6 protein-coding genes are annotated in these 13880 nt (G+C 71.7%); 2 read left to right on the top strand and 4 right to left on the bottom strand.

The window, feature by feature from the left end:
• Nucleotides 1-209 precede the first annotated feature (209 nt).
• Nucleotides 210-647, bottom strand: a complete 438-nt coding sequence (locus ACFFQA_RS33035) for a nuclear transport factor 2 family protein (protein WP_377860796.1) — start codon at nt 645-647, stop codon at nt 210-212.
• Nucleotides 648-907: 260 nt separating this feature from the next.
• Between ACFFQA_RS33035 and ACFFQA_RS33030 the strand changes: the two genes are divergently transcribed.
• Entirely contained in the window at nt 908-5050 is a 4143-nt protein-coding gene (locus ACFFQA_RS33030) for a vWA domain-containing protein (protein ID WP_377860794.1), read from the top strand.
• Nucleotides 5051-5059: 9 nt separating this feature from the next.
• Nucleotides 5060-5590: a hypothetical protein gene (locus tag ACFFQA_RS33025; RefSeq protein ID WP_377860792.1), complete on the top strand. Its 531-nt coding sequence runs from the start codon at nt 5060-5062 to the stop codon at nt 5588-5590.
• On the opposite strand, the gene ACFFQA_RS33020 is transcribed toward ACFFQA_RS33025, so the two are convergent.
• The 3 genes from ACFFQA_RS33020 to ACFFQA_RS33010 are packed head-to-tail and all read right to left on the bottom strand — an operon-like array spanning nt 5565 to nt 13880.
• Complete coding sequence (locus ACFFQA_RS33020) at nt 5565-7436, bottom strand: acyl-CoA dehydrogenase family protein (RefSeq protein ID WP_377860790.1); 1872 nt, start codon at nt 7434-7436, stop codon at nt 5565-5567. The genes ACFFQA_RS33025 and ACFFQA_RS33020 overlap by 26 nt on opposite strands.
• Complete coding sequence (locus ACFFQA_RS33015; RefSeq protein ID WP_377860788.1) at nt 7384-12582, bottom strand: SDR family oxidoreductase; 5199 nt, start codon at nt 12580-12582, stop codon at nt 7384-7386. Before ACFFQA_RS33015 ends, ACFFQA_RS33020 begins: the two co-directional genes overlap by 53 nt.
• Nucleotides 12579-13880, bottom strand: coding sequence for an acyltransferase domain-containing protein (locus ACFFQA_RS33010; protein WP_377860786.1), 1302 nt, complete (start codon nt 13878-13880; stop codon nt 12579-12581). The genes ACFFQA_RS33015 and ACFFQA_RS33010 overlap by 4 nt, the downstream gene beginning before the upstream one ends.

Genomic DNA, 13880 nt, shown 5'->3' with positions numbered 1-13880 from the left:
GGGGTGACACCACCTCACCACCCCTGGCGCCCTCACCCACGTGCCCCTCTTTTCGCGTTTTGTCACCTTGATGCGCAAGAGAGCGCTCTCATTTCGCATCAAGGTGACAAAACGCGAGAACACCGACCACGCCAGCCAGTCCGCGCGCACAGCGATGCCCCCGAGGCGGCGTGCCGCCTCGGGGGCATCGGACGACTTGCAGGACGGCGCTAGAGGTTCTCGCCCCAGCCGCCCTGGACCATCGTCTGGAACAACCACTTCCCGCCGACCTTGACCAGCAGGTCGGCGTAGCGGACGTCCTGCGCGCCCTCAACGGTGGTGAAGGTCGCCTCGGTGATCACCACGACCAGGTTCCCGGTCAGGAAGATCGGCGTCCGCACCGACTCCATCCGCACGTCACCGCCGTCGCCGACGACGTGCTTCATCGACTCGACGTAGGACTCCCGTGACCACTGCGCCGCCGCACCGCCGCCCTCGGAGTCACTGACCACGTTGAGCGGGTACATCGCCATGTCCGCCATCTTCTCGATCTCGCCCTTGGCGGCGTGGGCGTCGTACTCCGCGAACCACGCGTGCACGCTCGCCACGTCCTCCTCGCTCGGGCGGAACGCGCTGCTGCTCGCCACGGACTCCGGCACAGCCGACATCTGCTCTCCTCCTCGTTGCCGTACAACATACGGTACATCATACGACGAATACTGGGGGTGGTTTTGTTCCCCGAACGGGTTCCGGGGTTGTGATTGCGGCTCACGCCGACGAAGGACCCCGTGCAACCATGTGTGCTCCCCCGTGTTCGGTTCGCACCCAAGTGGAGGAGCGTTCGTGGTCCTGCCGACGGTGAGCGGCTCGCATCCGCTGAGCACAGCCCGCTGACGACGCCGAGACCACGTCCCGGGAAGGCAAGGCAATGCGCGAGCGACTCGGTTTCGACATCGAGGTCTCGCACAACGGGCACCTGCCGCCCGGGGCCCGCGAGCTGCACGCGGTGCTGTCGGTCACCGCGAGCCCGCTGCCCGACACCGGGGACACCGAGCTGCCACCACCGGCCGAAGTGATCATGTTCGACTGCTCCGCCGCTGGCCCCGGCATGATCAACCACATCAAACGGGGCGTCATGGCGGCCATCGACGCACTGCCGGACGGCGTGGAGTTCGCGGTGATCGCCGGGCGGGGCGGGGCGCGGATGGTCTTCCCGGTGGGTCGCCAGCTGTGCCCGTCGAGCCCGGAGAACCGCGCCGTGGCCAAGGCCGCGGTGTCCGTCGTGACGCCGAGCACGGGATCGACCACGCTGCGCGACTGGATCTCGTTGGCGGACCAGCTCTTCGTCGAACACCCCGGAACGGTGCGGCACGCGTTGCTCGTCACGGCCAGTGACAGCGGCGAGGACGTGCGCGAGCTGGAGAAGACGGCCGACTCCTGCGCCGGGCACTTCGTCTGCGACTGCGTCGGGGTGGGCGAGGGCGGCGACATCGGCGGACTCCGGGCCATCGCGGCGCGCCTCGGTGGCTCGGTGGAGCTGGTCGCCGACCCGGCCCGGTTGTCCACCAACCTGGTCAGCGCGGTCACCGGCGTCCTGGCCAAGTCGGTCACCGACACCGCGTTGCGGCTGTGGCTGCCGAAGGGCGTGCGGGTGCGCTTCCTGGAGCAGGTCTTCCCCGTGCGCGACGACCTCACGGAGCGGCGCGGCAAGCTCGGCTACCGCACCGACGCGTGGGGCGCGGAACGGCGCGACTACCACCTGTGCGTCGATCTGGAGCCCGGCGACGTCGGCCAGTCGATGATCGCCACCAGGGCCCGCCTCGTCCGGCCCGCCGCACTGGGCGAACCGGGTGAACTTGTCCCGCTGGCGGCAGGCCTGGTCACCGCGACCTGGACCGACGACGTCGCGCGCACGCTGCCGCTCGATCCCCGCGTCGCGAAGGTGCTAGGAAAGGCCGAACTGGCCGAAGCCGTGCACGCCGCGATGACCGCTCGCGGGGAAGGGAACTCAGTGGCCGCCAACGAGCAGTTCAGCGAGGCCGTCAGGCACGCGGCGGAGGCCAACGACGCCGAGACGCTGAGCCAGCTGGACCGAGTCGTGGAGTCAGACCCGGTCACCGGGGCGGTCCGGCTCAGGGAACAACCGGCGGCCAACGGCACGTCCGTGCTGCCCAAGCCGCCGAAGCCGGTCCGGCGCAGGCGCGCGGTGGTGGCGGCGATCGAGTCGGCCGCGCCGGCGCCGTCGAGCCCGCGCCCCCGGGGCAGGCACCGCCGCGACGACGAGGTCCTTGACGATCCCTCGCCCGAGCCCACCGGCGCGGAACCCGCTGTGGCGCAACCCTTTGCACCCGAGCAGCCGCCCGCCGACCAGAGCGCGCCGGAACCCGCCGAGCCGTTCGCCGCCGACCTGCCGATGACGTTCCTGCCGCCGAGCCTGGAGCCGGAGGGCTTCGACCTCGCTCCGGTACCTGATCCGTCCACAGTGGACGATGCCGGGGCCGCGCCGGTGCAGGAGCCCGTGCGGACGGCAGCGCCCCGGCCGGTGGCCGCCCGCGAGCCGGAGCCGACCCCCGAGGCGAGGCCGAGGCCGGAGCCACCGCGACAGCCGCTACCAGCCGAGCCCGTGCCGGTCCCGCTGCCAGTGTCGCTCCCGGAGCCGGTAGCGGAACCGGAACCAACGCCACAGCCGGTGTCGACGCCCGAGCCCGCTGCGGAGCCGACGCGTCAGCCGCTGCCCGTGTCACTCCCGGAGCCGGTGGCGGCGCCGGGGGACGCCGAGGAGCCAGCGCCGGGGGACGCGCCCGCCTCGCGCCGGGCGGCCGCCTCCTGGGGTGGCTGGCCGACCTTGCCCGCGGCCCCCAACGGTCGTGCTCCCCGGCCGGACAGCAACGGTCACGCCACCCGGCGCGAGGCGCCACCGGTCGTCCTGCCGACGATCGCCCTCACCCGGCAGCCCGCCGCGGCGTCGGAGACCACCGTCATCAAGCGCGGCGGCAAGCGGCGGCTGCCCACCGGGGAGACGCCCCGCATCAAGCCGGCGCGACCCGCACCGGAACCGTTACCGACGACGGTCCTGCGCCGCGAGGACCCGCCGACCTCCATCGCGCTCACCCCCGTCGCCGCCCGCAAGCCGGACGCGCCGCCGGAGCCACCGACCGCCATCGCCGGAGCGCCCGCGGCCGTCACCGGCACGGATGCTCCGGCGAACGGCTCGGGGTCGTTCCCCCGGCCGGTGGCGGTCGCGCAGCCCGCTCCCGCGCCGCCGCAGGGCACGCCGTCCCAGCCTGCCATCCCCCGCCCGGCGGTGCCGCAACACTCGGCGCCGCAACCCGTTCCGCCCACTGGCGCTCTGCGGTCCGGCCCCTGGCCCGCGCCGCACCCGCCCGCCGCGGTGCGCGCCGGGTTCGCGCTGGCCACCGACCCCCGCAAGGACCTGGACCCCGGACGTGGTGTCCCCGGCGCGCAGAACTTCTGGTTCTGGGTGGAGATCCCCGCGACCGCACCGGTCCCGGGTGCCGAGGACGCGGTGCTCACCGTGTCGCTGTTCGAGTTCCCCGGCGAGTTCGCGATCAAGCAGGACGCCGCGCTCGGGCAGATCCGGCTCGGCGCCGACGGCAGCTCCTCCGTGCTGCGCCAGCCGTCGATCGTGCAGGACGGGGCGCGGCTGTGCTTCCCGGTGACCACGCCGTACACGCTCGGCCCGGCGCGGTTGCGGTGCAACGTCTACTGGCGGCAGACGCTGGTGCAGTCGCTGCTGGTCGAGGTGCACGTCACCGACAAGCCGACCGCGCGACCGGGCTCGATCACCACCACGGTGGACTACCGGCTCACCGATCCGGCCGAGACGCTGGGGATGCCCCAGGTGCCCGAGCACTCCGCGAGCCTGATGCTCACCGGCGACGGCCGGGGCAGCCAGTCGGTCCGGCTGCTCACCTCCGACGGCAGGCAGCCCCTTCGCGCGGAGACCTCCCTCGGGGAGCACCAGCTGGCCGAGGAGATCCGGCTGGCGCGTGGCGCGCTCAACCGGGTCGCGTGGGCGAGCGCGGAACCCTGGCGCGAGGGCCTGGAGTACCGCTACGCCCAGCCGCCGACGGTGGAGCAGTTCACCCTCGACCTCGGTCTGCTCGCCACCCACGGCCGCAGGCTGCACCAGCTGCTGATGAGCGGTGTCCCGGAGCACGTCGGCGCGGCGCTGGCCAAGCCCGGCTTCGTGCAGATCCCGCTGACGGCGTCGGCCCGGCACGTGCTGCCCACCGCGATGATCTACGACCTGCCGCTGGACCTCGGCTCGCCCGTGCTGCGGCTGTGCGCCGACTTCCTCGGCGCGGTCCAGCGCGGCACCCTCTACGGCAGCCCGTGCTTCCTGCGCACCTGCGGCCACGCGCGCCACCCCGACCCGACGACGGTGTGCCCGGGTGGTTTCTGGGGCTTCCGCCACGCTCTCGGCCTGCCCGTCTCGCTCGGCCCGGGTCCCGCGCAGCCGCCGACGCTGCCCTCCGACGGCGGGGTGCGGCTGGCCGGAGGCCTCCACCGCGGCTTCCCCTCCGCGGACGAGCACAGCGCCGCGCTGCGCAGAATGCTTCCGTGGCGCGGTTTCCAGCTCGCCGAGGACCGCGCGGGCGCGCTGTCCGAACTGGAAGGTGATCCGCAGGTCGTCTACTTCTACGCGCACGGCGGCGTCGACGGCGACACCCCGTTCCTGCGCGTCGGGACCGAGGGTGACGAGCCGATCACCGCGGCGAGCCTGCGACAGCGGCGGCTGAGGTGGGAACGGAGCAGGCCGCTGGTGTTCCTCAACACCAGCAAGGTCACCGGGCCGATGCCGATGGGCCTCGTCTCCTACTTCGTCGCCGAGGCCATGGCCAGCGGGGTGATCGGCACCGAGACCACCGTCTTCGAGGAGCTGGCCGACGAGTTCGGTCAGGAGGTGCTGCGCTCCTTCCTGATCAACCGGGACGCCATCGGGGTGGCGGTGATGCGCGCCAGGATCTCCTTGCTCGCGAAGGGAAATCCGCTTGGCCTGGCCTATGTGCCGTTCGTCTCCCCCGCGATCGGACTCGCCGAGAGGTAGCCTCTGCCGATGCGACAGCAGGCCATCGGCAACCTCATCGGCGCGACGGGCGGGACCGCGTTCGTCCTGGCCAACGCGAACGAGCCGCTCAACACCACACTGGGCGCAGTGCTGAAGGTGCTCGCTGTGCTCGCGTTGGCCGCGCTGGTCGCGATAACGATTCGGCTGGGGAAGAAGCCCGCGGCGCAAGGGGATGGCACCGCGGGCGGCTTCACCAAGGGCTACTGGCTCGTGGTCGCGGGCGAGGTGGTCGCGCTGTTCGGCGGCTTCCAGGTGCTGCGCGCGCTGGACGCACCGGTGCAGGCGAACGTCGCGTGGATCGCCGTGGTGGTCGGCATCCACTTCATCGCGTTCGTCATGGTGTGGAAGACCTGGACCATCGCGATCCCCGGTGTGGTCATGACAGCGCTCGGCGCGATCGGGCTCGCCATGACGCCGACGTCGGCCCTCGCCTGGGTGCCGATCGTCAGCGGCATGCTCTCCGGCGTGACCCTGCTGGCGTGCAGCCTGTTCTTCACCGTGCGCGCACTGAGGTCCTGACCCCCGTCTCCGCGCGCTGGTGCGGCACGTCCACCCGCCCTTCGACCATCGACAGGTCGCCGTCGGTGATCGGCACCCGCAGCACGTCCTCCGGCAGCTCGAACGCGTCGAGCAGCAGTGAGAGATGCGGCGTCACCTGCTCGCACAAGCCGTTGAGCCGCAAAGGGATCGACCGGACCTGCTCAGCGGTTAGCAGCCCTTCGCAGAGGTACCAGGCCGCCGCGTCGTTGATCTCGTTCAGCGCGTGGATGCCGCACAACGGCTCCAGCGCGGCCGCCGCATCCGGATCCTCCACTGTGGACACAGCTTCGAGCAGGCTCTCCGTGATCAGCCTGCTGCCGTGCGCGGTGACGAGCTCGGCGGCCTCGGTGAGGTGGTCGTTCCAGACCTGGAACGCCCGCGAGTCCTTGGCTGTCGCCTTCCAGATCCTGTCCTTCAGGACGCGGTGGAGCTCGCGCTCGCGGGCGTGGGCCAGGCCGAGCCACAGGTCCCGGTCGAGCAGGTCCTGCCCGGCGGGCTCACCGGTCGGCGGGGTGTAGTGCACTCCGCCGACCATGGACTTCGCCGCGTCCAGGCACAGCATCAGGTTGTCGCCGCCCGCCGCGTTGGAGACGATCGCCAGGCCCTGGTAGTCCAGCAACCGGTTCACCGCGAACACCCCGCGCGCGCCGCAGCGCTGCCTGCACTCCGCCGTCAGGCGCTCGGTCGCCCAGACCGTGACCGCCTTGGTGAGCGACAGCGTCCTCGGCAGCGGGTCCAAAGCAGACGGTGGGACCGGGCGGTTGGTGGAGTTGTGGATCATCGCGTTCGCCTTGGCCGCCTTCGCGCGGTTGGCGTGGCAGGTGAGGGCGTAGGCCGTCGCGAGCGCTCCGTAGAGTGCCCGTTGCTGGCTGCGGTAGCGGATCACCGGGACCCACGGGCTGTGGTGTTCCATCGTCTGGCGCCGGAGGGAGTAGCGCAGGGCGATCTGGGCACTGGCCCTGGCGACCGACGCGAGCGCCGCCGTCTGGGCCGTGCGCACGCTCTGCGCGACCGTGAGGGAACGGGTCAGGCGTTGCACCGGGTCATCGATGGGGTCGTGGAAACCGTTGTCGGTGAAGGAAGCGCTGTCACGGAGCAGGCTGCGCATCGGCACCCGGACGTGGTCGAAGGAGATCACCGCGTAGTCCATCGGGACCTGGGTCGCCTCCGGCAGCTGGGTGATCGTCACGCCGGAGAGCAGCCCGTCGGCGTCGCGGAGCTGGACCACGAACAGGAACACCCCCCGGTCCTCACCGCCGATGTCGAGCTGGGCGGCGACCGTGGCGAGCTTCGGCACTCCCGGCAGGCCGACGTTGGGCATGAACTTGCGGGCGGCGGGGTCCGGCGTGTGCAGCACGAAGTCCTGCCGGTCCGGGTCATAGGTGGCCCTGGTGCGCATCGCCACGTGGCTGTTGCCGTAGCCGAGCTCGGTGATCAGCAGCGCGCCCGTCGTCGACATCTGCTCCAGCGCGGAGATGTACTCGGCGAGGTCCTCACGACCGGCTCCTAGCTCGCGGATCGCCGCGAGCGCACCGCAGTAGTGCGTGACCATCCCGATGAACAACGACGGGCTCACCACCGCCGACCACTCCAACAGCGCGAACAGCCGGAGCGGGTGCTCGACCAGTTCCTCCGGCCGGACCAGGTCGTTGGCGAAGCGCATCCGCTCGTAGGTCAGCCGCAGCTCTTCCTGGTACGTCAAGCCTTCGCGCGGCGCGAACAGCTCGTGCCGCAGCAGTTCGCGAAGCTCCTCGCGGAACTCCGGCTCGCAGTCACCGTGTACGAGACCCGCCAGCGCGTGCCGGGTCTGCTCCTCTACGCCCACCGGGTTCTCCTCGTCTCGTTTCCACTCCGGAGACCACCGCGAGTGTGGTCCCGTCCGCCGTGGTGGCGACCGCGGTGCCGGTCGTGCTCGCGGTGAGCACGACCCCGTTGCCGTACCGGGAAAGCAGCTCGACGTCGTTGTGTTCGGTGTGCAGCTCGATCCGGCCGATGCGGACCGGGACCTCGGCGCGTGGCAGCAAGGTCATCTGCACCAGCGCGTCCACGAGCAGGACCGGGATGCGGAAGCGCGAGAAGTCCTCCTCGTTCAGCTCCGGCCCGAACCGCGCCGTGGTGTGGCCCCCGGCAACGCGTACGTCACGCAGCGAGGCGAACGGACCACTGAGCTCGACCTCACCACCTGGCCGGTAGAACGAGGGGGTCAGCGGCTCCCCGACCGGCTCACGCGAATCCGCCGCCGGAGCCGTGAGCGGTCCAGAGTGGACAGTGCAGCTCATGTGCAGGCGGTCGGCGCGGAGCAGCCTGCCGTCCGGAGCAGTCAGGTCGCTGAGCACCCGCACACTGCCATCGACACCGTTCACCACGCGGTAGTCGAGATCGGAGCCCGGGAGGAACGCGACCGGCGCGTGGAACTCCAGATCGGTGATGACCGAGGCGCCCTGCCGCGCGGCCAGTTCGGCGAGCATCGCACCGGGAACGACGGCCTGGCCGCGAATGCGGTGATGGGCAAGGAAGTCACCCGAGGGCCGCCACCGCGTTCCGACCAGTTGGAGTTCGGCCGCGCCGAGGTAGGTGACCTCCGGACCACTGTCCACACCGGACAACTCGGCCTCGAACAGCGCAAGACCGTCGGCATCGGAGAGTCCGGTCAACGCGTTCTGCCGGAGCAGGAGGTCGCGAATGACCGGCTGGGAGGCGAAGCCCGACTCCGTCCACAGCGCCCAGGACAACGTGGTCTCGGTGGTGCCCGCGAAGTGCCGCTGCCAGGAGGCAGCCGCGTTGAGCACGTCGTTTCCCGAGCAGTAGTCCGCCTCCCCCGGCCAGCCCAGCACGGCGAGCAACGAGCCGAAGTTGAACCACCGCACCGGTTCCCTGCCCGCGAAGGCCCGCCGGAGGTTGAGGTAACCGAGCAGCTTGGTGTCGCGCACCGCCCGCGCCCGATCCAACGGCACCGAGCGGACGACGCCACCGTTGTGCAGCCCGGCCGCGTTGATCAGCAGGTCCACGCGGTCGTGCGCCGCGTGCACCTGGTCGATCGCGGCCAGCACCGCCGCCTCCTGGGTGACGTCGCACGGCACGTGGTGCACGCGGTCGGGGCCGCACAACGTGCTCAGCAAGTCGATCTCACGCCGGGCATGGGCCCCGGCGAGCACCCGGTCGAACTCGGCGGAAGCCTCCTTGAGGGTCCACTGTGGATTCGCCGAGATGAACTCCTGGCGCGTCCCGACCTCAGCGCGGCCCCCTGGCGCGGTGCGGCTCAGCACGTAGATCGTCGGCCGACGGGTCCGCGCCAGCCCAGCCAGCAACCGCGCGGTCAGCCCCCGCGCGCCCCCCACGGCGACGACCACCTGAGGGGCGTCGGGGCGGCCTGGCCGAACGGCCGTCGGCCGCAACACGTGCTCCCGTCGCCGTCCTCCGGAGTAGACCGCAACGGCCAGCTCACGCGCCAGGCCCGACTCCGCCGCCAGCAGATCGAGTCCTTTGTGGACATCTGAGTCCTCGGTCAGCACCGCGAACGCGAACCTCTCCCTGGCGAGACTCTTCACCAGGCCGGTGAACGGCGCGGTCGCCGGGTGGACCACCCCGTCCCGGACCGCGTCGACCAGCAGCACGGCGAACGAGCCCTCGTCCTCCCACCGCTGCGCGGCCAGGTACGCGAGGTCGTGCAGCCTTCGCAGGCGCCGCAAGGCGGACAGGTCATCCGGGTCGGTCGTGGAAGCGCCGACGTTGGCGATCACCCGGACGTGCCGGACCGGGCCACCGTTGGACAGGTCACGCTCCTCGGAGTCCTCGGTGATCACCAGCGCGCCGTCCGGGATCGCGGGCAGCTCGGGCCGCACGGAGCGCGCGGGCACCGGCACGAGCTGCCGCTCCATCCGCTCGACCTGGCCACGTGGCGTGGTCTTCGCTGCGACGACGACCTGCGGCCCCCACTCCTCCGCGCTGCCGATCCGGCAGTCCCGTTCAGCGGCGAGCGCGGACACCACGGCCAGCACCGGATCCGCGCCGAGGTAGGTCCTGCCGAGGCCCGCGAGCGGGCGCAGCGCCTGCGGCCTGGTCGCAGGGTCGGTCTCGCCCAGCTCGGTGCGCAGCGTGCCGAGGACGGGGAGGTCGTGCCGCTCGGCGGTGGCGCGACGGGCGAGGACCACCATGAACGCGCCCTCGGCGACGGGTGGCACACCGGTCAGCACCTCGGCGAGCTCCGGTCCGCTGTTGCCGCTGATGCCCGCGACCACGGCCACGTCGAGATCTCCGTGCCGCAGATACCTTTCCGCGCAGCGCAGCGCGTCGATACCGGCGTCGAAACCGGTGTCCACCGTGAGGTTCAGCCCGTGCCAGTCGGCCAGCGCGGACAGCCGGGCGGGGATCAGGTTGGGCATGATCCCGGGGAAGGCGTCCTCGGTGCTGGCCGGGACCGCCGCGCGGACCTCCCGCTCCAACTGGTCCAGCCCCGGGTCGTCGCCTAGGTGACCGCGCAGGTCGCCCAGGTAGCAGCGCAACGCGTACTGCACGGCGCGGCGCGTCGGCCCGGTGTGACCGACCACGACACCAGTGGAGTCCTTCAGCTCCTCGCACACGGCGCGCACCCGGTGATCGAGCTGGGCCGCGGCGCGCAGGATCATGATCTGGCCACGGTCCATGGTGCGCAGTGTGGCCGGAGGCAGCCGCACCTCGGTGAAGTCCGGCAGCGGGTAGTCCGCTCCGAAGCTGGGTTCCGGCGCGGCACGCCCACCACTGAGCCACGCCTCGGCCTCGGCACCGCTGAGCCCCGGCAGATGCGCCGACCAGCCGACGACGACCAGCTCGTCGTCGTTCACGGCGTCGTGCGGGGTACCGCTCGCCTGGCCGTCGGAGAGAACCAGATGCGCGTTGGTGCCGCCGAAACCGAACGACGAGACCGCGACGCGGCGGGTTTTCCCCTGCGGCAGCGGTGACTCCGTGGTCATGGGCCGGAACCGGCTGCCGTCGAGCGCTGGGATGGGGTTGCGCAGATACCGTTGGGCGGGAACAGATCCGCGCTCCAAACCGACCAGCGCCTGCACGAGCGACACAGCACCAGCGCTCCAGCCGGTGTGCCCGATGATCGGCTTGTTCGAGGACAGCAGCGCGGGCGGCCCCGACCCAGCGACGCGGTGCAGCGCGGCCAGCTCCGTGCTGTCGCCCGCCTGTGTCCCGGTCGCGTGGCCGATCACCCACTGCACGGAGTCGGGCTCGGTCGCCGCGCGGTCGTAGGCCCGGCGCAGCGCGAGCACCTGGCCCGCTTCGTTGGGGGCGTAGATCGCCTTGCCCCGCCCGTCGCAGGACAGGCCGACGCCCTCGATGACGCCGAGCACCCGGTCGCCGTCCGCTCGCGCCTTGTCCAGGAGCTTGAGCACCACGACACCAGCGCCGTCGGAGAACAGCACGCCGTCGGCGTCACGGTCGAAGGACCGCACCTGACCGGACCTGGACAGCCCGGAGAGCTTGGAGAACAGCACGAGATTCCTGGCGCTGTAAGCAAAAGTGCCACCGCAGACCGCGAGGTCGCACGTGCCGTCGCGCAACGCCTTCATCCCGAGGTCCACCGCGTACAGCGACGACGAGCACGCGGTGTCGACCACGACCAGCTCGGTCCGCTTCGGCAGCAGCCCGTCCACCGCGTTGCGGCCGATGCGGTGCGGGAGGTACTCCCCCGGCGCGCTCGACTCCTGTGTGTAGCGCGCACGCAGGAGGCTTTCCGCCTTGTCGCCCAAGAACTTCCTGGCACCCGCGTAGACCAGGTACTCCTCCAGTTCCTGGCTTCCGTCCGCGGTGGCGCCGATCGCGGCGAAGCACCGGTCCTCCGCCGTCCTGGCGACTCCGGTGAGCGCGGTGTGCAGGCTGTGCCGCAACCACAACGTGCTCCGCTCCGCGCCGAGGACCTTGCCGTCGGCGAGTTCGGCGGCGAGCAGGGGATGCGGCACGAAGCCGGTGACGAATCCCGAGCGCGAGGTGTAGGAACGGTCCTCGGTGTTCGGGTCCTTCGAGTGGAACGAGGAGATGTCGAACCGCTCCGGCTCGACGAAGACGTTGTGCTCGCCGGAGAGCACGCGCCACAGCTCGTCGGGGTCGTTGGCTCCCGGCGCGACCACGCCCATGCCCACGACGGCGATCGCCCCCCGAGCCGGTTCCCGCTCCCGGTCCGGCTCACGTTCACTGACCTGCGTGAGTGGCTTGGGGGACAACGCCATCGAGCCGAGGGAGAGCCCGCCGTCGGCCACGACGGTCTGGCCGGTGATCCACGACGCTGCCGGCGAGGCCAGGAACACCACCAGCTCCGCCAGCTCCCGCTCGGTGCCGAGGCGGTGTCCCAGCGGGGTCGCCGCCCGGACGCGGTCGGCGAGGGCGTCGGCCCCGGGGAACATCCCGGCGATGGCGTTGTCCAGCAGGCCGCCTGACGCCGTGTTCACCCTGATCCCGCGCCCGGCGAACTCCACAGCCAGGTAACGGGTCAGCGCTTCCACCGCGGCCTTCGTGGTCCCGACCGTGGCGTAGTCGCTGATCACCAGGTTGCTGCCGAGCGAGGACAGGTTGACGATCGCGGGATGCTCGCCCGTCATCAGCTCGGCGGCCCGCTGGGCGCACCACAGGCTACCGCGCAGGTTGGTGTCGAAGGCCCGCTGCCAGTGCGAATCGTCTACTTCGGACAGTGGGAGGAGCGCGCCGGACGCGGCGTTGTTGACCAGCACGTCCAGCCGCCCGTGGCGCGCGGCGATCTCGTCGAACATCGCGTCCACCTGGCCACGGCTGGCCACTGACGCCCTGATCAGCTCGACCGGAAACCCTTGCGCCGCAAGCTCGGCCTCGAACCCGACCGCCTCCTCCCGTGCGTGGAAGTAGTTGGCGATCAGCCGCGCGCCCCGGGTGGCGAAGGCGAGCGCGATCTCCCTGCCGAGCCCGCGCACGCCACCGGTGACCAGGACGAGGCGCCCGGCGAGCTCGCCGCTCACGACGGGACCCGCGCCGAGGACTCCAGCACGTGCCTGGCGATGGCGCCCAGCGACGGCAGCTCCCACACCCGCAGCTCGCCGGGCTGGTCGGGCAGGCCGAACTCCTCGACAACCCTGGACAACAGCGCGGTCTGCTTGAGCGAGTCCACCCCGAGCTCGGCTTCGAGCAGCGCCTGTTCGGTGAGCGCGTCCTCCGGGTACTCCAGCGCGGTGGAGTAGAGCGCGCGGAGCTTCGCCAGCACGGCCTCCTTGCCCAGCTCCGGCTCGCGCGCGGCCGGGATCTCCACGGGAGCGACGACCACGGAGGCGTTGTCCGCGCGCGGCTTCGGCGGGTCCGCCTGGCCGACGAGCGCGCGGCGCAGGCCACCGGTCTCGTCGGCGGGGTCGAGCAGCGGGGCGATCGTGCGCACTCCGGGAACCGTCAGCTCCACGCAGCGCGTGAGCGCGTTGAGCGCACCGGCCTCCACGAAGACCGTGGTGTCGGCCGCGTGCAGGTCACGAACGGCGTCGGTGAAGCGGACCGGCAGCACCATGCACTCCGCGACGGCCAGTTTGAGGTCGTCGGAGTCGCTGTACCAGCGACCGTGCACCGGCGAGTAGACCCTGTGCTCCAACGGTTTCTGCTCGATCCCGTCCATCAGCCCGAGGAAGCGCCCCACCGCGGCGCGGGCGCTGGGGTGGTGGGAGGCGTAGGGCAGGTGGAGCTTGGCGTAGAACAGGTCGAGGGCCTTCGCCGCGCGTCCGGCCCGCTCGATGGCCTCGACGGGACCGCTGATCACCGTCTGCTTCGGCGCGTTGAGGCAGCCGATCACCAGCTCCGGCTCGTCCAGCGCGCCGATCAGGTGCCCGGTCACCGCCTCGTTGGCGCCGATCGCGGCCATCGCGCCCTTGCCCTCCCAGTCGGCGAGCGCCTCGGCCCTCGCGCACACCAGCCGCACCCCGTCGGCGAGGGAGAACGCCCCCGCGGCCACCAGCGCGGCCATCTCCCCGAAGCTGTGGCCGAGCAACGCGTACGGCCGCAGCCCCGCCGCCGTGAGCACGCGGTGGGTGACCACCGACGCGCCGAAGATCGCCAACTGGAGGATCTCGGTGGGCAGCGACAGCATCTCCCGGATCGGCCGGGGCTCGCCGTGCAGGACCACCTGGGTGACCGAGGAGACACCGTGGTGCGCGGCGGCGCGGTCGATCTCGGCGAAGGTCTCGGCGACCTCCGGGTGCTCGCGGGCGGCCTGCCTGAGCATCCCGGTGGAGTACGCGCCGAGGCCGGGGAACAGCAACGCGGTCCGGTTCTTCGTCAC

It is taken from the genome of Allokutzneria oryzae, from assembly GCF_042429765.1.
Taxonomy (GTDB): Bacteria; Actinomycetota; Actinomycetes; order Mycobacteriales; family Pseudonocardiaceae; genus Allokutzneria; species Allokutzneria oryzae.
Note: the sequence above shows the minus strand (reverse complement) of the source record. Positions and strands in the feature narration are given on the sequence as shown.

What these genes read in the sequence shown, in the direction of transcription:
- ACFFQA_RS33025 (WP_377860792.1), top strand. Translation starts at nt 5,060, where the DNA reads ATGCGACAGCAGGCCATCGGCAACCTCATCGGCGCGACGGGCGGGACC.
- ACFFQA_RS33035 (WP_377860796.1), bottom strand. Translation starts at nt 647, where the DNA reads ATGTCGGCTGTGCCGGAGTCCGTGGCGAGCAGCAGCGCGTTCCGCCCG.
- ACFFQA_RS33030 (WP_377860794.1), top strand. Translation starts at nt 908, where the DNA reads ATGCGCGAGCGACTCGGTTTCGACATCGAGGTCTCGCACAACGGGCAC.